At 68.7% G+C, this 18,232-nt stretch carries 16 protein-coding genes; 12 read left to right on the top strand and 4 right to left on the bottom strand.

Annotated elements, in window-relative coordinates; all coding sequences use genetic code 11:
* The first annotated feature begins 18 nt into the window (after window positions 1-18).
* The 6 genes from hpaD to G6035_RS10110 all read left to right on the top strand — a co-directional run bounded on the left by hpaD (window position 19) and on the right by G6035_RS10110 (window position 5,839).
* Window positions 19-1,116, top strand: coding sequence for a 3,4-dihydroxyphenylacetate 2,3-dioxygenase (hpaD, locus tag G6035_RS10085; protein ID WP_176616956.1), 1,098 nt, complete (start codon window positions 19-21; stop codon window positions 1,114-1,116).
* A gap of 87 nt (window positions 1,117-1,203) precedes the next feature.
* Complete coding sequence (gene hpaH / locus G6035_RS10090; RefSeq protein WP_176616957.1) at window positions 1,204-1,989, top strand: 2-oxo-hept-4-ene-1,7-dioate hydratase; 786 nt, start codon at window positions 1,204-1,206, stop codon at window positions 1,987-1,989.
* Complete coding sequence (locus G6035_RS10095; protein ID WP_176616958.1) at window positions 1,974-2,783, top strand: HpcH/HpaI aldolase/citrate lyase family protein; 810 nt, start codon at window positions 1,974-1,976, stop codon at window positions 2,781-2,783. The genes hpaH and G6035_RS10095 overlap by 16 nt, the downstream gene beginning before the upstream one ends.
* Window positions 2,784-2,924: 141 nt before the next feature.
* On the top strand, window positions 2,925-4,403 hold the full coding sequence (locus G6035_RS10100) for an NAD-dependent succinate-semialdehyde dehydrogenase (RefSeq protein ID WP_176616959.1): 1,479 nt from the start codon (window positions 2,925-2,927) through the stop codon (window positions 4,401-4,403).
* A gap of 119 nt (window positions 4,404-4,522) precedes the next feature.
* Complete coding sequence (locus G6035_RS10105) at window positions 4,523-4,813, top strand: antibiotic biosynthesis monooxygenase (protein WP_176616960.1); 291 nt, start codon at window positions 4,523-4,525, stop codon at window positions 4,811-4,813.
* A 132-nt stretch (window positions 4,814-4,945) separates the two neighbouring features.
* Window positions 4,946-5,839, top strand: a complete 894-nt coding sequence (locus G6035_RS10110; RefSeq protein ID WP_176616961.1) for an aldo/keto reductase — start codon at window positions 4,946-4,948, stop codon at window positions 5,837-5,839.
* 131 nt (window positions 5,840-5,970) lie between these two features.
* Here the strand turns inward: G6035_RS10110 and G6035_RS10115 are convergent, their stop codons facing one another.
* A complete protein-coding gene (locus G6035_RS10115; protein WP_176616962.1) occupies window positions 5,971-7,863 on the bottom strand; it encodes an FAD-binding monooxygenase in 1,893 nt (630 codons plus the stop codon).
* A 218-nt stretch (window positions 7,864-8,081) separates the two neighbouring features.
* Here G6035_RS10115 and G6035_RS10120 point away from each other — a divergent pair, with 218 nt between their 5' ends.
* A complete protein-coding gene (locus G6035_RS10120; RefSeq protein WP_176616963.1) occupies window positions 8,082-8,990 on the top strand; it encodes a LysR substrate-binding domain-containing protein in 909 nt (302 codons plus the stop codon).
* Window positions 8,991-9,253: 263 nt separating this feature from the next.
* Here the strand turns inward: G6035_RS10120 and G6035_RS10125 are convergent, their stop codons facing one another.
* Both G6035_RS10125 and G6035_RS10130 read right to left on the bottom strand, forming a co-directional pair.
* Window positions 9,254-10,597, bottom strand: a complete 1,344-nt coding sequence (locus G6035_RS10125) for an MFS transporter (RefSeq protein WP_256127883.1) — start codon at window positions 10,595-10,597, stop codon at window positions 9,254-9,256.
* On the bottom strand, window positions 10,594-11,664 hold the full coding sequence (locus tag G6035_RS10130) for an MBL fold metallo-hydrolase (protein ID WP_176616964.1): 1,071 nt from the start codon (window positions 11,662-11,664) through the stop codon (window positions 10,594-10,596). The genes G6035_RS10125 and G6035_RS10130 overlap by 4 nt, the downstream gene beginning before the upstream one ends.
* A gap of 185 nt (window positions 11,665-11,849) precedes the next feature.
* Here G6035_RS10130 and G6035_RS10135 point away from each other — a divergent pair, with 185 nt between their 5' ends.
* Entirely contained in the window at window positions 11,850-12,656 is an 807-nt protein-coding gene (locus G6035_RS10135; RefSeq protein ID WP_176616965.1) for a hypothetical protein, read from the top strand.
* 85 nt (window positions 12,657-12,741) lie between these two features.
* Here G6035_RS10135 and G6035_RS10140 read toward each other — a convergent pair whose 3' ends face one another.
* Complete coding sequence (locus tag G6035_RS10140) at window positions 12,742-14,517, bottom strand: chloride channel protein (RefSeq protein WP_176616966.1); 1,776 nt, start codon at window positions 14,515-14,517, stop codon at window positions 12,742-12,744.
* An 86-nt stretch (window positions 14,518-14,603) separates the two neighbouring features.
* On the opposite strand from G6035_RS10140, the gene G6035_RS10145 reads away from it, so the two are divergent.
* Genes G6035_RS10145 through G6035_RS10160 form a run of 4 tightly spaced genes read left to right on the top strand, consistent with a single transcriptional unit; the run spans window position 14,604 to window position 18,232 of the window.
* Window positions 14,604-15,083 (top strand): MarR family winged helix-turn-helix transcriptional regulator, encoded by a 480-nt coding sequence (locus tag G6035_RS10145; protein WP_176616967.1) that lies wholly within the window; start codon window positions 14,604-14,606, stop codon window positions 15,081-15,083.
* Window positions 15,084-15,085: 2 nt separating this feature from the next.
* A complete protein-coding gene (locus tag G6035_RS10150) occupies window positions 15,086-16,123 on the top strand; it encodes a cytochrome c oxidase assembly protein (RefSeq protein ID WP_371130960.1) in 1,038 nt (345 codons plus the stop codon).
* Window positions 16,120-17,016 (top strand): cytochrome c biogenesis protein CcdA, encoded by an 897-nt coding sequence (locus G6035_RS10155; protein WP_176616968.1) that lies wholly within the window; start codon window positions 16,120-16,122, stop codon window positions 17,014-17,016. The genes G6035_RS10150 and G6035_RS10155 overlap by 4 nt, the downstream gene beginning before the upstream one ends.
* Window positions 17,009-18,232 carry a redoxin domain-containing protein gene (locus G6035_RS10160; protein ID WP_176616969.1) on the top strand — a complete coding sequence of 408 codons (1,224 nt, stop codon included), beginning with the start codon at window positions 17,009-17,011 and terminating at the stop codon, window positions 18,230-18,232. Before G6035_RS10155 ends, G6035_RS10160 begins: the two co-directional genes overlap by 8 nt.

Raw genomic sequence — 18,232 nt, forward strand, 5'->3', positions numbered from 1 at the left:
CTCGAAGGAGAGAACACCATGACCGACTTCATCCCCACCCCGTCCATCCCGGCCCCGGACATTGTCCGCTGCGCCTACATGGAAATGGTGGTCACCGACCTGGCCAAGTCCCGCGAGTTCTACGTCGACGTGCTGGGCCTGCACGTGACCGAGGAAGACGGGAACACCATCTACCTGCGCTCCCTGGAGGAGTTCATCCACCACAACCTGGTGCTGCGCCAGGGCCCGGTGGCCGCCATTGCCGCCGCCGCCTTCCGGGTCAAGTCCCCGGCCGAGGTGGATGCCGCCGAGGCCTACTACAAGGAGCTGGGCTGCCGCACCGAGCGCCGCAAGGACGGCTTCGTCAAGGGCATCGGCGACGCCGTCCGCGTGGAGGACCCGCTGGGCTTCCCCTACGAATTCTTCTACGAAACCACCCACGTGGAACGCCTCACCCGCCGCTACGACCTCTACTCCGCCGGCGAACTGGTCCGCCTGGACCACTTCAACCAGGTCACCCCGGACGTCCCCCGCGGCCGCAAGTACCTCGAGGACCTGGGCTTCCGCGTCTCCGAGGACATCAAGGACTCCGACGGCGTCACCTACGCCGCCTGGATGCACCGCAAGCAGACCGTCCACGACACCGCCCTGACCGGCGGCGACGGCCCCCGCATGCACCACATTGCCTTCGCCACGCACGAAAAGGCGAACATCATCGCCATCTGCGACAAGATGGGCGCCCTGCGCATCTCCGACCGGATCGAGCGCGGCCCCGGCCGCCACGGCGTCTCCAACGCCTTCTACCTGTACATCCTGGACCCGGACGACCACCGCATCGAGATCTACACGCAGGACTACTACACCGGCGACCCGGACAACCCCACCGTCACCTGGGACGTGCACGACAACCAGCGCCGCGACTGGTGGGGCAACCCCGTCGTCCCTAGCTGGTACACGGAGGCCTCCCTGGTGCTGGACCTGGACGGCAAGCCGCAGCCCGTCATCAAGCGCACCGACGCGTCCGAAATGGCGGTCACGGTCGGCGCTGACGGCTTCTCCTACACCCGCGGCCCGGGCGACGCGATGAACGGCGACCCGGCCGAGGAGATCGGCTTCAAGATGGGCACCCAGCTCTAGCCCATGCGTGCCGTCGCCGGCGGGGCATTTGCCCCGCCGGCTCCCGGCACGCACCGCTCGGCCTTTAAAACGTTAGAGGAGACATACATGCTTGACGATGACACCATTGCCGCCATTGCCGATGAACTGGTCGATGCCGGAAAGAGCCGCGTGCCCGTTCCCCGGCTGACGGCGCGGTACCCGGAGATGACGGTGGAGGATTCCTACCGGGTGCAAAAGCTGTGGAGGGAGCGCTGCGAAGCGCAGGGGCGGGTGCTGGGCGGCCACAAGATCGGCCTGACGTCCAAGGCCATGCAGTACGCCACGGGCATCACGGAGCCGGACTACGGGATCATCTTCAAGGACATGATCCTGGAAAACGGCTGCACGGTTGAGTGGAAGCAGTATTCACACCCGCGCATCGAGGTGGAGCTGGCGTTCCTGCTCAAGGAGGACATCAGCGGCCCCGACGCCACGCTCTTTGACGTGCTGCGCGCCACCGAATACGTGGTGCCGGCGCTGGAAATCCTCGACTCAAGGATCGAAATGGAGGGCCGGACCATTGTGGACACCATCAGCGACAACGCCGCCATGGGCGCCATGGTGGTGGGCGGCACCCCGGTGAAGCCGGACGCCCTGGACCTGCGCTGGGTCTCGGCCATCCTGTTCAAGAACCAGGCCATCGAGGAGACCGGGGTGGCGGCCGGCGTGCTGAACCATCCGGCGACGGGCGTGTCCTGGCTGGCCAACAAGATCGCCCCGCACGGCGACTCGCTCAAGGGCGGCGAGCTCATCCTCGCCGGCTCCTTCACCCGCCCCATGTGGGTCAACGAGGGCGACACCGTCTTTGCCGACTATGGAAAGCTGGGGACCATCACATGCCAGTTCGTGTAACGCCGGACCCGTCGTTCAAGGACGCCCTGGCCGGGGCCGGGCGGCCGCTGGCCGGCATGTGGGTGTGCTCCGGCAGCCCGCTGGTGGCCGAGATCTGTGCCGGCGCCGGGCTGGACTGGCTGCTCATCGACGCCGAACACAGCCCCAACGGGCTCGAAGGCATCCTCGCGCAGCTGCAGGCGGTCAACGGCTACCCCGTCACCGCCGTCGTGCGCCCGCCCGTCAACGACACCGTGTTGATCAAGCAGTACCTTGACCTGGGCGTGCAGTCGCTGCTGATCCCCATGGTCCACACGGCCGACGACGCTGCTGCCGCCGTCTCCGCCGCCCACTACCCGCCGCGCGGCGTCCGGGGCGTCGGCTCGGCGCTGGCCCGCTCGGCCCGGTGGAACCGCATCCCGGACTATCTGGCCCGGGCCTCGGAGACCATCACCGTGATCGTCCAGATCGAGTCCCGCGAGGCCGTGGACAACGTGTCGGAGATTCTCGCCGTGGACGGGATCGACGCCGTCTTCATCGGCCCCTCCGATCTCGCCGCCTCCATGGGCGTATTGGGAGCGCAGGAACACCCTGACGTCGTGGCCGCCGTCGAGCATTGCATCAAGGCGGCCAAGGCGGCCGGCAAGCCGGTGGGCGTGAACGCCTTTGCCGAGGCCACCGCGCGCCGCTACCTGGCCGCCGGCGTGGACTTCATCCTGGTGGGCGCCGACGTGGCCATGCTGGCGCGCGGCAGCGAAGCCCTCGCCGCCGGCTATGTCCCGGCGGCCGGCACCGGACCCACCGCCAGCTACTGACCAGCGCTGGTTGAGCCCGTCGAAACCCCGCTTGTCGAAACCCCCGCTTGTGGAAACCCCCGCTTGTGGAAACCAAGGTCTCGACAAGCTCGACCAGCGTCAACTCCCGCCCCACACACACAATCTTCAAGGAGCTCACGCATGACCATCACAGTTGACCGCGAAGCAGGGCTGCTCGCGTCCGTCCCGACCGGGCTGCTCATCAACGGCCAGTGGCAGGCTTCCGCCAGCGGCAAGACCCTGGACGTCCACGACCCCGCCACCGGAAAGGTCCTCGCTTCCATCGCCGACGGCGGGAGCGAGGATGCCCTCGCAGCCCTCGATGCGGCGTCGGCAGCACAGGCCGGCTGGGCCCGCACGGCCCCGCGGGTGCGCGGGGAGATCCTGCGCAAGGCCTTCGAGCTCGTCACCGAGCGGGCCGAGGACTTTGCCCTGCTGATGACCCTGGAGATGGGCAAGCCGCTGGGCGAGGCCCGCGGCGAAGTGGCCTACGGCGCCGAATTCCTGCGCTGGTACTCGGAGGAGGCCGTGCGAGACTACGGCCGCTACGTGACCACGCCGGAAGGCAAAAACAAGATCCTGGTCCAGCACAAGCCCGTGGGCCCTTGCCTGCTCATCACGCCCTGGAACTTCCCCCTGGCCATGGCCACCCGCAAGGTGGGCCCCGCCGTCGCCGCCGGCTGCACCATGGTGCTCAAGCCCGCGAAGCTGACCCCGCTCACGGCCCAGCTGTTCGCGCAGGTCATGCAGGAGGCCGGGCTGCCCGACGGCGTCCTGAACGTGGTTTCCGGCTCCAGCGCCGCGGCGATCTCGGGGCCGCTGCTGAAGGATTCGCGCCTGCGCAAGATTTCCTTTACCGGCTCCACGGCCGTGGGCAAGCAGCTCATGGCCGACGCCACCCACAACGTGCTGCGCACCTCCATGGAATTGGGCGGCAACGCCCCGTTCATCGTATTCGGGGATGCCGACCTTGAGGCGGCCGTCGACGGCGCCATGGCGGCGAAGATGCGCAACATGGGCGAGGCCTGCACGGCCGCCAACCGCTTCCTGGTGCACGAATCCGTGGCCGGGGAATTCACCGCCAAGCTCGCCGAACGCATCGGCGCACTCACGGTGGGCCGCGGCACGGAGGCCGGCACCGACGTCGGGCCCATGATCGAGCAGAAGGCACGCGAAGGCATCCACGCGCTGGTGACCGCGGCCGTCGCGGACGGCGCCACAGTCCTGACCGGCGGCGACGTCGTGGCCGGTGACGGGTACTTCTACCAGCCCACCGTCCTGGGCAACGTGCCCAACGACGCCGCCATCCTGGGGCAGGAGATCTTCGGCCCCGTGGCCCCGGTGACCACGTTCAAGGACGAGGCCGACGCCATCCGGATCGCCAACTCCACCGAATACGGCCTGGCCGCCTACGTCTACACGCGTGACTTCTCGCGGCTGCTGCGGGTCAGCGAGCAGCTGGAATTCGGCATGGTGGGCTTCAACGCCGGCGTCATCTCCAACGCCGCTGCACCGTTTGGCGGCGTCAAGCACTCGGGCCTGGGCCGTGAAGGCGGTTCCGAGGGCATTGCCGAATACACCACCACGCAGTACATCGGCATCGCGGATCCGTACGCGTAAACAACGGGCTGCCGCCACAACAGCGCCGTCCCCGGCCGGGGGCAGCGCTGTTCCCGAGTGCGCTGCGGTAGCGTGGAAGGACACTCGGCCCGGGCATTCCGGGCCCGGAAGGAGCAGAAGTGTCCATTGTTGTCATCAACGCCTTGAAGGTCCCGGTCGAGGCCGGATCCGAACTCGAGTCGCGCTTCGCCGCGCGCAAGCACTCGGTGGACGGCGCCCCCGGGTTCGAGGGGTTCCAGCTCCTGCGCCCCGTCGCCGGGGAGGACCGCTACTTCGTCTACACGCAATGGGCCACCCGTGAAGACTTTGAGAACTGGCGCGCCCAGCGCTCCGGCCACGACCACTCCGCCCAGGCCCCGGTGGCCAGCGGCATGGACCTGCTCGAGTTCGACGTCGTGGACCTCGGGTAGCCCCGGGGCGGCGCACCGCGCGCTGCCGGCCCTGCGCCACTTCCCACGTGGCGCAGGGTCCACGTGACGGCATTGCGCAGCTTTAAGGGCCGCTGCCGGAATATTGCCCGTCCGGCGCCGGTTGCCCCGAATATGAGCCAAAACACACAGGCCGCCGTGGCGGCCACCATCGACATCAAGGACCTCGGGACTGTCCAGCGGCTGGGCTACGGTGCCATGCGGATCACCGGCGACGGCATCTGGGGCGAGCCCGCCGACCATGCGGCGGCAGTCGCCACGCTCCGCAGGGCCGTGGAGCTGGGCGTCGACTTCATCGACACCGCCGACTCCTACGGCCCGGACGTCTCCGAGCGCATCATCGCCGAGGCACTCCACCCCTATCCGGCGGGGCTGCACATTGCCACCAAGGCCGGCCAGGCCCGACCTGCGCCGCACAAGTGGGTTCCGCTGGGCCGTGCCGAGTACCTCCGCCAGCAGGTGGAGCTGAGCCTGCGCAAGCTCAAGGTGGACACCCTGGACCTGTTCCAGCTGCACCGCATCGACCCCAAGGTGCCGGTGGAGGAGCAGTTCGGGACCCTGCGCGCCCTCCAGGACGAAGGCAAGGTCAGGGCCCTGGGCCTCTCCCAGGTGTCCGTCGCGGAGCTGGAAACCGCGGCCGGGTACTTCACCGTGGCCAGCGTGCAAAACCGCTACAACCTCACCGACAGGTCCTCCGAGGATGTGCTGGACTACGCGGAGGCACACGGCATTGCCTTCATCCCGTGGGCCCCGATCTCGGCAGGAATGCTGGCCGGGGCCGGCGGTGCTGTCGAGGAGGCGGCGCAGCGGCTGGGTGCCACGCCATCCCAGGTGGCCCTGGCCTGGCTGCTCCAGCGCTCCCCCGCCATGCTTCCGATCCCCGGTACGTCATCCCCGGCGCACTTGGAAGAAAACCTTGGCGCGGCCGCCCTGCGGCTGGACGGGGAAACGTTCGCCGCCCTGGACGCCGCCGGCCGTGCCGAACATGAGCGGGCGGGCACCAAATAAGGCAATGCGTGCCCGCCCGCCTTGTCGGGGCGCCGCCCGGAACCGCCCGTAACCAGCCGGGGGCGCAGGCGGCAAAGGTACGGCCCCGCAGTGGCATCACTGCGGGGCCGTACCTTTGCTGCGAAACGCTGTTACACGCGGGCGCCCGAGTGGATCTGTGCGAAGAACTCGCCCAGCTCCGCAGTGGCGGTCAGCGGCAGGATGTCCGCCACGTACTGGTCCGGGCGGACGACGACGACAACGCCGTCGCGGGACAGCCCGCGCACATCAAAGATGTCATCGCCTTCCACAATGCCGAACACCTTTTCAAGGTTGGTGAGCCGGAACGGCCCCACCACGGGCTTGAACACGTCGGGCACGGCGTTGATGTCGATGTCCTCGTGCTTCTGCTGGTAGATGACCTTCGCATCAAACCAGGCGTCGGCGTCGAGCCCTTCGGGAGTGGCCGCCAGCGGCGATTCCGGGGCGTTTGCGAGCCACTGCGCCAGGTCCGTGGTGGGCGAGGCGGCCCCGGGCTGGGCCTGGTCGGCGAAGACGTAGATGCGCCAGCGGCCGTCGGCCGTGGCCAGGTGGCCCAGGTGCAGGGGGTTGGTGTCGCAGACGCGGGAGACGCGTGCGGACTTGAAACGCTTGCCGAGCGGGAACCCGGTGGCCAGCTCCTGGCGGGCGTGTGAGGCCGTGAGCATCGAGCTCGTGTACTGCGTCATGAACCCTGCCGGGAACTCGGCGGTGGCCACGTAGAAGTCCTCCAGCTCCGACGGGTCGGCGAACTCCTCGGGCTTCTTGGCCATCATGGTGGACCATTCCTTGTCAAAGTCGATGAGGTTCTTCGCCACCACCTGGCGCTCGGTGGAGTAGGTGTCCAGCAGCGCGGCGGGGCTGCGTCCTTCAAGGACGTGGCCGAGCTTCCAGCCGAGGTTGAAGCCGTCCTGCATGGAGACGTTCATGCCCTGGCCGGCCTTGGCGCTGTGCGTGTGGCAGGCGTCGCCGGTGATGAAGACGCGGGGGCTGCGCGTGCCGCGGTCCTGCGCCAGGACGTCGTCGAACCGGTCGGTGAGGCGGTGGCCCACTTCGTAGACGCTGTGCCAGGCAACGCTGCGCACATCCACGGTGTACGGGCGCATGATCTCGTTGGCCTTCGCGATGATCTGCTCGATGCTGGTCTTGCGCACGGCGCCGCGGTCGCCCTCGGGCACCTCGCCCAGGTCCACGTACATGCGGAAGAGGTAGCCGCCCTCGCGGGGGATCAACAGGATGGATCCGCCGTCGTGCGACTGGATGGCGCACTTGGTGCGGATGTCCGGGAAGTCGGTCTGGGCCAGCACGTCCATGACGCCCCAGGCATGGTTGGCCTGGTCGCCGCCCATGGTGCAGCCGATCGCCGAGCGGACCTTGCTGCGGGCCCCGTCGCAGCCAACGACGTACTTGGCGTGGACGATGCGCTCGGTGCCCTCGTCCTCGCCGGCGCTGCGCACCAGCGTGACCTTGACGGGGTAGTCGCCCTCGCCGGTGACCTCCAGGCCCTGGAATTCCCAGCCGAAGTCGGGGACCAGGCGGGTGGGCGAGTTTTTGGCGACCTCGGCAAAGTAGTCGAGCACGCGGGCCTGGTTGACGATCAGGTGCGGGAATTCGCTGATGCCGGTCGTGTCGTCGACGGCGCGGCCGCCGCGCACAATCCGGGTCGGTTCCTTTTCGTCCGGGCGCCAGAAGTTCATTTCCGTGAGCCAGTAGGCCTCTGCGGTGATGTGCTCGGCAAAGCCGAACGCCTGGAAGGTCTCGACGCTGCGGGCCTGGATGCCGTCGGCCTGGCCGAGCTCCAGCCGGCCACCGCGACGCTCCACGAGGCGCGTGGTGATGTCCGGGAACTGGGAGAGCTGGGCTGCGGTGAGCATGCCGGCCGGCCCCGAGCCCACGATCAGCACGTCCACCTCATCCGGAAGCTCCTCGGGGCGGTCAATGCCGACACCGGCGGCCGGCTTGACCCTCGGGTCACCGGATACGTATCCATGGTGGTGGAACTGCACAAGAATCTCCTCGCTGCAAGGTGGCGGCGGCTGCGCCACCAAAAATCGTTAATTCGCTATTTGAACATGCAGTTCTAATAGTGCACACTAAGCATAATTGTGTGCGTCAACTCACGCAAGCCTGTGAGCTGAACGTCGCCAGGGCGGACGGGTGTTTCGGCGGTTCCAGGGGACGTTGGCGCCGTGTACGGGCCCTGCGGTGCGGATAGGATTCGACCATGTTCCGTTACACCCTCCGGCAGGTGCTCCATTTTGTCGCCATCGCCGACCACGGCTCGATCCGGGCGGCCGCAGAGGCAACCCACGTCTCCCAGGCCGGGCTGTCGCTGGCCTTGACGGAGCTGGAAAAGGCCCTCGGCGTCCAGCTGGCGGTCCGGCAGAAGGCGAAGGGCATCACGCTGACCAGCGCGGGGCGCAGGTTCCTTTCCGAGGCCCGGATGCTGCTGCGCCAGGCCGACGAGCTCCAGGCCACCACGGCCGAGTCCCCCGACATGCTGGCCGGGCCGCTGGACATCGGCTGCTACAGCACGCTGGCGGCCTTTTGGGTGCCGCCCATTACGGCCGGTTTCGCCGCAGCCAACCCGCACCTGGTCCTGTCCATTACTGAAGGCCCGCCGCGACGTCTCCAGCTGGACATGCTCGAGGGCAGGCTCGACGCCGTCCTGACCCACACGCGGCACGTCATCGACGGGGCCCAGTACAAGGTTGTCAGGGGCGGCCGGCCCTATGTACTGGTGGGTGCCACACACCGCCTGGCAGGGCGTTCCGCCGTCCGGCTGGCGGAGCTGGCCGATGACGACATGGTCCTGCTGGACATCCCCACAGTGCGTGAAAACCAGCTGCCGAACCTGCGTGCGTCCGGCCTGGACCCGAAAATTGCCTGGCGGTCCACCAGCTATGAGGCCGTCCGCGGCATGGTGGCCCGTGGCCTGGGCTACACGGTGTTGGTCCAGCGCCCGCCGCACAACGCCAGCTATGAGGGCCTGCCGGTCATCCCCCTGCCCATCGAGGGTCCCATCGGCCACAGCGACATCTGCTTTGCCTTCCCTGCCAAGCAACAGCCCGGCCGGAAGCTCCAGGCACTCATCGACTACTGCGCCGCCTACACCCCGCCGGTCAGCCCGTAAAGACCCGGCACACCCCGCCGGCCGGGCAGCGAGCCCTGCGAGCGCGTCGAGACCCGGGGCCGCGCCCGGCCCTGCACCACCAACCGAGCGTCCGCAAAAACACCCCCGGTTGCGCGGGAGCGTCCGCAAAAACACCCCCGGTTGCAACCGAGCGTCCGTGGGGAGGGCGGACGTCGCGGGGCACGGACGACGGCGGCGGGCGGCCTTCCGCTGGAAGGCCACCCGCCGCCGTCGTCAGGGGAGATCGCACCCGGGTGAATGGGTCAGCGCATGTCGCCGCTGAGGTCCGCGGTGCGGCCTTCCTTGGTGGCCATGACGCACACGGCCGCCACCACGAAGGCCAGGGCCCAGGCCACGCCCACCAGCCACAGCGAGCCGCCGGCCAGCAGGACCAGGCTGCTGGCGATCAGGGGCGTGAAGCCGGCGCCCAGCGTGGAGGAGGACTGGTAGGTCAGCGAGGCGCCGGTGTAGCGGATGCGGGTGGGGAACAGCTCCGCCACGTACGCGCCGAACGGGCCGAAGATGACGCCCTGGATGATGCCGTTGGCCAGGAACAGGCCGATCGCGAAGCCCAGCAGGGTGTGTGTCTGCAGGAGCCAGAGGATCGGGAAGGCCAGCACGGCGCCGGCAATCATGCCGGCGAGCATGACGGGTCGGCGGCCGAACCTGTCGCTGAGCCGGGCGGCGAACCAGATGCCCACGATCGTGAGCATGGCGCCGACGGCCTTGACGTTCAGCACGCCGGTCTGGCTGACACCGTGGTCCACCGCGTAGGCAATGGCCCAGACCGTCATCAGGCCCTGCACGGTGTAGGAGCTCATGCCCGCCAGTGTGCCCAGGATCAGGTTCTTGGGGTACTTGGTGAAGACCTCCAGCAGCGGCACGCGCTTCTTTTCCGCCGTTTTCTCCAGTTCCAGGAACAGCGGCGTCTCGGCCACCTTCAACCGGATCACCAGGCCCACGGCCACGAGCGCCAGGCTGACCAGGAACGGCACGCGCCAGCCCCATGCCAGGAACTGTGCCCGGGGCATGACCGAGAAGGCCGAGACCATCAGCGTGGCCATGACGGCGCCGGCGGGCCCGCCCATGTTGGCGAAGCTGGCGGCAAAGCCGCGGCGCTTGGACGGGGCGTGTTCCAGGGCAACCAGCATGGCGCCACCCCATTCCCCGCCGACGGCGATGCCCTGGATCAGGCGCAGCACCACCAGCAGGATGGGCGCAGCGAGTCCGATCTGCGCCGTCGTGGGCAGCAGCCCGATGGATGCGGTGCCCAGGCCCATCATCACCATGGAGACAATCAGGCAGCCCTTCCGGCCGAGCCTGTCGCCGAAGTGGCCGAAGATGGCCCCGCCCAGCGGGCGGGCGGCGTACCCCACGGCCAGGGTGCCGAAGGAGGCGAACAACCCCACGGCGGGCGGGATGTTGGCGAAGAAGACCTTGTTGAACACCAGGCTGGCCGCCATCGCATAGAGCACGAAGTCGTAAAACTCAATGGCGCTGCCGATAAAGCTTGATGCCAGGATCCGCCGCATGGCGGAGGTGTTCAGGCTGTCTTCCCGCACGGCATGTCCCTGGCGGGGGTTGGTCTTGTTGCTTGTCATAGTCATCTCGCGGAAACCATTTCTTCCATTGTGCGCGTGGCGGGGGCGCTGTGGCCAAAGGGGATGGAGTCAAGGTCGTCGGGGACGTAATAGTCCCCGGCGAAATCGGCCCCTGCCTGCTGCCAGACGGACAGCGGTGTGGTCCCGGGAACCAGGTGGTGCAGGGCCAAGGCCCCGGCCCCTGCCCGGGTTGCCAGCTCCACGGCCTCCGCGGCGCTGGTGTGGGACTTGCGGTGGTGGTCCCCGGATGCCCGGCCTGTCCCGTCGGAGGAACCGCCGTAGGTCTTGTTGACCCAGTCAAAGTCGATGGCCTCGTGCAGCAGCAGGTCGGTGCCGCGCGCCAGCCGGACCAGGTTTTCGCACGGCGCGGTGTCCCCGGAGATCGTCACGGAGCCGGCCGCGGTGTCGAAGCGGAAGGCGAAGGCCGGGGCGATCGGCGGGTGCTCCACGAGCGTTGCCGTGACCGTGACCAGCTCGTCCGAATAAATTTCAAACGGTTCCATCCCCTGCGGCGTGGGGTTGCCGTTGGGCGAATAGCCGGCCTCCGCCGGGATGGCGATGTCCTGCGGCACAAAGTAGTCAAAGGGCGACGGGCGCAGGCTGTCCAGGATCCTGTCGTTGAGGTCGGTGGCGTAGGCGGCCATCAGGTGGTTGAACATGCCGGTGATGCCCGGCGTCGGGTTGTCCGGGAACACGGGCGACGGCGGCACCGTGGCCCGGGCGGAGACCGGGGGCAGTGCGCCGCGGTCGCCGGGTCCCACCAGGTGGATCTTGTGCTGTCCGGCCCCGAAGGTGAACAGGCCGAAGATGGCCAGGGAGCCCAGGTCGATGGTGTGGTCCGAGTGCAGGTGTGTGACGAAGATGCCGCGCAGGGAACTGACGGGAAGGTTGGCCAGCATCATCTGCCGGCCCACCCCGTGCCCCGCATCCACGAGGTAGGTGGCCTCCCCGACCACGACGGCGGTCGCGATCCCCGAGCGCTTCCCGGCGTTTTCGCCCGTCCACCAGCGGGGGCCGCCGGCGGTGCCGAGCGTGACCACCCGGGGCGTAAGGTCTGGGACTTGCCGGCTCATTGCCTGCCTCCTGTATCTGCAGCCCGACCGGCTGCGACGATGGTGTGGATCGCTTTTCTTCCACTATCGTGCGCCAGCTCACAGTGTTTGAAAAACGGTTTTATGCGTGCACTAAAACTGGTTTTACTTATGTTCCGGCAGCCCTTCCCGGCAACCTCCCAGCCGACGGTTGGAGAATGCATGGCATGCCTGAGGATTTTTCACCGAATACAACCCTGCCCGCCGCGACGGACCGGGGGGTCCGCAGCCTGGTCTCCAAGGTCCCTGAAGTGACGGCGTTGTTTTGGGTCATCAAGGTGCTGACCACCGGCATGGGTGAGACCACCAGCGACTACCTCGCCCACACGATCGATCCCGTCATCGCCGTGGGGATCGGCGCCGTGTGCTTCGCGGCCGCCCTGGCACTGCAGTTCTCCGTCAAGCGGTACATCCCGTGGGTGTACTGGCTGGCCGTGGCCATGGTCAGCGTTTTCGGCACCATGGCCGCCGACGTGTTGCACGTGGGCCTGGGCATCCCCTACGTGGCCTCGACAATCTTCTACGCCGTGGTTCTGGCGGCGGTGTTTTTCCTGTGGCACCGCACGGAAAAAACGCTGTCCATCCACAGCATCCACTCGCCCCGGCGCGAAATGTTCTACTGGGCTGCCGTGCTGGCCACCTTCGCCCTGGGCACGGCTGCCGGCGACCTCACCGCCGTCACCCTGCAGCTGGGCTACCTGGGCTCCGGCGTGCTTTTTGCCGTGGCCATTGCCGTTCCGGCGCTTGCGTACTGGAAGTTCGGGCTGAAGGCCATCCCCGCCTTTTGGGCTGCCTACATTGTCACCCGGCCACTCGGGGCGTCGTTCGCCGACTGGATGGGCGTCTCCCATGCCCGGGGCGGACTGGATTGGGGCACCGCACCGGTCAGCCTCGGCTGGGCCGCGGCCATCGTTGTGCTGGTGGCGGTGCTGGCCGCCCTGCAGCGGCGCACCAAGGCGCAGACGGGCGCATAGGGCCGGACGCCGCCGCGGGAAGTCGCCGCCGCGGGGCGCCTGCCGCGTGACGACGGCATGGGCCCGACCCCGGCATCAGCCCGGTTCAGGCCCCGGCCCGCGCCAGGAGCCGCAGGACGGCTTCCTGGCTGAGCCAGCCTTTCAGGACCCCGCCATCAACGACGGGCAGCCCGCCGCCTGCCGGGGAGTCCAGCACCAGATCAACCACGGAGTCCAGGGTGGCCGCAGGGGCCGCCGTGGCAACGTGCTCGGCGAGCGCGGACAGCGCCGGCCCCTGTCGGTCCTCGCTTCCCGCCAGCGCTTCGGACAGCAATTGGAGGGTGACGACGCCGGCCAGCCGGCCGGCGTCGTCCGTGACGGGCAGGCTGTGCCTGCCGGAGGCCAGGAGCAGGTGCGAGCCCTGGGCCGCGCTGAGGTTGCCGTCCAGGGACCGGCGGCCGGCATCCATCACGGAGTCCACGCGGGTGGCCTGCATGAGTTCGGTCCCGGGGTGCCGGGTGAGGTCCACGCCGCGGCGGCTGAGTTTGAGGGTGTAGATGGTGTCCGGGGACAGGAGCTTGGACACCCCGGCGGAGACCACAATGGCGAACATGATCGGCAGGATGATCGAATACTCGCCGGTCATCTCAACCATGATGATGACGGCGGTGATCGGGGCGCGCGCGGCCCCGGCGAAGACCGCGCCCATGCCCACGAGCGCGAACGTCCCCACCTGGCCGTGGAGCGCCGGATCGATGATCCCCACAACTTCCCCGAATGCGGCACCCAGCATGGCGCCGATGAACAGGGACGGGGCAAACACGCCGCCCGAGCCGCCGATCCCTATGGTCAGGCTCGTGGCCACGATCTTGCCCACCAACAGCAGCAGCAAAAAGCCCACCGCATAGCGGCCGTCCACGCCGGCCTGCAACACGGGGTACCCCACCCCGTACATCTGCGGCAGGGCCAGCAGGAGCAGCCCCAGCAACAGCCCGCCAACGGCGGGCCGGAGCCAGTTGGGGATGCGGCGTGCCGCGAAGTCGCACGCGTCCTCGATCCCGTACAGCACCCGGGTGAACCCCACCCCGGCCAGGGCCGCCAGCAGCCCCAGCAGCAGAAACAGCGGGTACTCCCAGCCGCCGCCCAGATGGAAGGGCGGAAGCTGCAGGAAGGCCTTGTCGCCCAGGAACGTCCGCCCCACCACGGAGGCGGCCACGGAGGCCAGCACCACCGCGCCGAAGGAGCCGGCCTCGAAGTCCGCCAGCAGCAGCTCCAGGGCAAAAAAGACCCCCGCAATGGGGGCGTTGAAGGTCGCCGCAATGCCTCCCGCTGCGCCACAGGCCACCAGGGTGCGCACCCTGGCATCCGGCATCCGGAACACCCGGGCCAGCCAGGATCCCAGGGCCGAGCCGATCTGCACGATCGGCCCTTCACGGCCAACGGACCCCCCGGACCCGATGCAGATGGCCGAGGCCAGGGCCTTGACCACGGCCACCTGGCCCTTGATCCGCCCGCCGTGCCGGCTGACGGCATACATGACCTCGGGGACGCCGTGGCCGCGGGCCTCCGGCGCGAAGCGCTGGACCAGCGGCCCGTAGACCAGCCCGCCCGCGGCGGGGGCGAGGACGACAAAAAACGGGCCCAGCCAAGGCAGCCACGGATGTGCCGGGTGGCCCTGGACCGCCGAATAGTCAAGGTGCCCGGAAAAAAACAGGGTGGCCGCGGAGATCATCCAGCGAAACGCGACGGCGGCGAACCCGGCCCCTGCACCCACCACCAGTGCCACGCTGATCAACTGGTAGCCGCCTTCCGAAGCGGGCCGCCAAATGGTCCGCCAGGCAGCTGAAAGGGTGCGTCGGGGTGTGCCGATGCCGTTGGACATGCAGGGAATCCTCACTTCATGGCTCACGCCTAAATTTCATGCGATTAAATTTCATGCGGTCGTACAATATATGTCATACTGCAATTATGCATGCTAGCACCCCTCCTTCCGCCCCCGGAGACGCGATCGCTGAAACGTTGACGGCCTCACGGGCGCTGTTGGGCGTGATTGCCCGGTCCCTGGCCACCGTCATGGACACCGTGACGCTGCCCCAGTTCAGGGTGCTGGTGGTGCTTTCCGACTTTGGCCCGCTCCGCATGGGGGACCTGGCCGGCAGGCTCGGCGCCAACCAATCAAGCTTCAGCCGCTTCGCCGACAGGATGGTGACGGCCGGATTGATCACCCGGCAGGTGGGGACGGCCAGCCGCCGGGAGGTCATCATGTCACTCACCGAACACGGCAGGAACGTCCACAGCACCGTGACGGAAGCCCGCCGCACGGAGATCGCCACGCTCCTGGGCACGCTTTCCCCCACGGAACGCGAGGCGGTCAAGACCGGCTTTGAAGTCTTCGCCCGGGCTGCCGGGGAACCCTCCGCGGCCGAGCTGATGATAGCGGGGCTTTGAGCGTGCAGCTGCTGTCCGGCATGCCGCCCATGCCCGGCATGGGAAACCCCCACGCAGTCATGGCCGGGCCCATGTGGATGCCCACCGCCCCACCCACCGTGGCGAACGTGCTGGCCTGGCATCCGCAGCCGATCCCCGTGCTGCCCGTCCTGGCCGTGGTCCTGCTGCTCGGCTACGGCGCCGGACTGCTGGTGCTGCGCCGCCGCGGGGTGGCATGGCCGGTGGGGCGCACCCTGATGTGGCTTGTCGGCGTGGCGAGCATCCTGTTTGTCACGGGCACCGGCATTGACGGCTACGGCATGGAGCTCTTCAGCATCCACATGGTCCAGCACATGGCGTTGAACATGCTCTGCCCGGTCTTTTTGGTGCTCGGCGCCCCCATCACCCTGCTGCTGCGGGTGCTGCCGGCCGGCCACGGCCGCCGCGGCACGGTGCGCCGCGGCCTGCTGCGCGTCCTCCATTCGGTGCCGGCCTCCATCCTCACCCATCCCGTGGTGACGTTCGCGCTGTTCGTCATGAGCCTGTACGGGCTCTATTTCACCCCCGCCTTCGACTACCTGATGGGCACCTGGTGGGGGCACAACATCATGTTGATCCACTTCCTGATGATCGGCTTCCTGTACTTTTGGGGAATTCTGGGTGTGGACCCCTCCCCGCGCCAGACCGGCCGGGGGCTGCGCGGCATCTCCGGGGAGGTCGTCCCGGTGCTGGAACTGGCCGCCACCACCCCGTTCCACGCGTTCTTCGGCGTGGTGGTCATGATGTCCACCACGCTGCTGGTGCACTTTTATGCCACGCCCATGCCGGGCTGGAACATCATGCCGCTGGCGGACCAGGGCACGGGCGGCGGGATCGCCTGGGGCTTTACCGAATTCCCCACGCTGCTGGTGCTCGGCGTCCTGGTCTCCAAGTGGCAGCGCTCCGATGCGCGCAAGACGGCGGCCGCCGAGCGCCGGGCCGCCCGCGTGGGGGACGTGGACCTGGAGGACTACAACAGCTACCTGCAGGGCCTGGCCTCCCGGGACAAGGGGCCGCAGTGAGCCCGCTGGCGGTCGCGGCCGCCACCAGCTACGCCTTCACCCTGGGCCTGGTGGCCGCCGTCAACCCGTGCGGGTTCCCGCTGCTTCCGGCCTACCTGGCCCTGTTCACCGGCAGGCCCGACGGCGGCGGCACCGGCCGCGCGGCCCGGGCCGCCCGCGGCCTGGTCTCCGGCGCCGGGGTCACGTGCGGCTTCACGGCTGTCTTTGGCACGCTCGGGCTGGTCCTGGTCTCCGGTGCCGCACTGGCCTCGGGATGGCTGCCGTGGTTCATGGTGGCGGCGGGCGCACTGATGGCGGCCCTGGGCATTTCAACGCTTTGCGGGCGCCCCCTTTACCTCCGGCTGCCCGCGCCCCGGCTGGCACCGGGCGGACGGACGTTCGCTGCGACGTTCATGTTCGGCATCGCCTACGCCATCGGTTCCCTCAGCTGCGCCCTCCCCCTGTTCCTGGCCGCCGTGGGCGGCTCGTTCACCCGGCTGGGTTTTTGGGCCGGCCTGGGCTGCTACCTTGCCTATGCCTTGGGCATGGGATTGTTTGTCACCGGTGCCGCCGTGGCGACGGCGGTCGCGGGGGCCGGGCTGATGCGCCGTTTCCGGCAGGCCGGGCGCTTCCTGCCCGTCGTCTCCGGGACGGTGCTCGCCGTGTCAGGGCTCTACCTCGCCTACTACTGGACGGCCGAGCTGCTCCACTTTTCCCTGGCCGCCGGCCCCTTCGGCACCGTCTCCGCCGTGCAGGGGGACGTGACCTCATTCATCGCGGGCCACATGGCCCTCATGGCCCTGCTCCTGCTCGCGGCAGTCCTCGCCGCCGTCGCCGCCGTCGCCCGCAAAAACTGGACCAGCCCCCGGGAAGCCCGCGGGGCGGAACCTTCGGAAGGAAACCCCCATGCCTGAAACACCAACACCGGCCGCCGCGCCACGCACCCGCGGCAGGGCGGTCCTGTGGGGCGTGGGCGGCCTGATGCTCCTGATGGCCGTGGTGGTGGTCCTGCTGCTCGCGGGCCTGGTGCCAAACACCCCGCCCGCCGCCCCGGCAGCCCAGGGGGCGGCCGCCGTCGAGCCCGGCATCAATGCGGCCGCCTCCACCCTGCTCCAGCTGGACCCGCAGGCCCGGCCGCTGCCCACGGCCCCGGCCCTCTCGCTGACCGACCAGGACGGCAGGCACGTCACGCTGTCCCACTACCGCGGCAAGTCAGTGGTGCTGTCCTTCAACGACGACCGGTGCCAGGACCTGTGCACCCTGCTCGCCCAGGACGTGGTGGCCGCCAACAAGGACCTGGGCCCACATGCCAAGGACGTGGTGTTCCTATCCGTCAATGCCAACCCCTACTACCCGTCGACGGCGGCCGTGAAGGAATGGACGGACGGCCATGGCCTGGCCGGCGCGTCCAACTGGGTTTTTGCCACCGGCAGCCCGGACCAGCTGGCCAAAACGGCCGCGAACTACGGCGTGCCGATTGAGCTCAACCCCAAGACACGGGACGTGGTCCACGGCACGGAACTCTTCTTCATCGACCCGTCCGGGAAGGAGGCCGCCCTGGGGCAGTTTGGCACCTCATCCGCCAACACCGATCTCTACGGCCACGCGATGGCCCAGGCCGCGGTGGACCTGCTGTCCCATGCCGCCGCGATCCACGTTGGCGGTCCCTCCCCTGCGGCCCAGGCCGGCCGGACGGCAGCCTCCCTCAACGCCGCCGCGCCGGGCTTCACGCTGCCGCAACTGTCCCACCCGCACAGCAGCACGTCGCTGGGCGCGCTCAAGGGCAAGGTGACGGTGCTCAATTTCTGGGCCAGCACCTGCACGGCGTGCACCACGGAAATGCCCGCCATGGAACAGTCCTTCAAGGACCTGGGCAAAAACGTGAACTTTGTCGGCATCGACGTCGCCGACAACCCCGCCAGGGCCGCCGCCTTCGCCGCCCAATACGGCATCAGCTACCCCCTGCTCAGCGACACCGCCGGCACTGCCTCTGGCGCGTACCAGGTGCCCGGGCTGCCGTTCACCGCGGTGATTGGGGCCGACGGGACACTGCTGGTCCGCCACCCCGGCGCCATGACGGCCCAACAGCTCGAATACGTGCTCCAAAGCCTGGCCCAGGGCGGCAGCTGA

This window comes from Arthrobacter sp. SDTb3-6 (assembly GCF_013376095.1).
Taxonomy (GTDB): domain Bacteria; phylum Actinomycetota; class Actinomycetes; order Actinomycetales; family Micrococcaceae; genus Specibacter.

Excerpts from the sequence above, each read along its gene's own strand:
- G6035_RS10145 (WP_176616967.1), top strand. The coding sequence starts at position 14,604 with ATGCATGCTAGCACCCCTCCTTCCGCCCCCGGAGACGCGATCGCTGAA.
- G6035_RS10095 (WP_176616958.1), top strand. The coding sequence starts at position 1,974 with ATGCCAGTTCGTGTAACGCCGGACCCGTCGTTCAAGGACGCCCTGGCC.
- G6035_RS10120 (WP_176616963.1), top strand. The coding sequence starts at position 8,082 with ATGTTCCGTTACACCCTCCGGCAGGTGCTCCATTTTGTCGCCATCGCC.
- hpaD (WP_176616956.1), top strand. The coding sequence starts at position 19 with ATGACCGACTTCATCCCCACCCCGTCCATCCCGGCCCCGGACATTGTC.
- G6035_RS10135 (WP_176616965.1), top strand. The coding sequence starts at position 11,850 with ATGCCTGAGGATTTTTCACCGAATACAACCCTGCCCGCCGCGACGGAC.
- G6035_RS10160 (WP_176616969.1), top strand. The coding sequence starts at position 17,009 with ATGCCTGAAACACCAACACCGGCCGCCGCGCCACGCACCCGCGGCAGG.
- G6035_RS10125 (WP_256127883.1), bottom strand. The coding sequence starts at position 10,597 with ATGACTATGACAAGCAACAAGACCAACCCCCGCCAGGGACATGCCGTG.
- G6035_RS10130 (WP_176616964.1), bottom strand. The coding sequence starts at position 11,664 with ATGAGCCGGCAAGTCCCAGACCTTACGCCCCGGGTGGTCACGCTCGGC.
- G6035_RS10110 (WP_176616961.1), top strand. The coding sequence starts at position 4,946 with ATGAGCCAAAACACACAGGCCGCCGTGGCGGCCACCATCGACATCAAG.
- G6035_RS10100 (WP_176616959.1), top strand. The coding sequence starts at position 2,925 with ATGACCATCACAGTTGACCGCGAAGCAGGGCTGCTCGCGTCCGTCCCG.
- hpaH (WP_176616957.1), top strand. The coding sequence starts at position 1,204 with ATGCTTGACGATGACACCATTGCCGCCATTGCCGATGAACTGGTCGAT.
- G6035_RS10140 (WP_176616966.1), bottom strand. The coding sequence starts at position 14,517 with ATGTCCAACGGCATCGGCACACCCCGACGCACCCTTTCAGCTGCCTGG.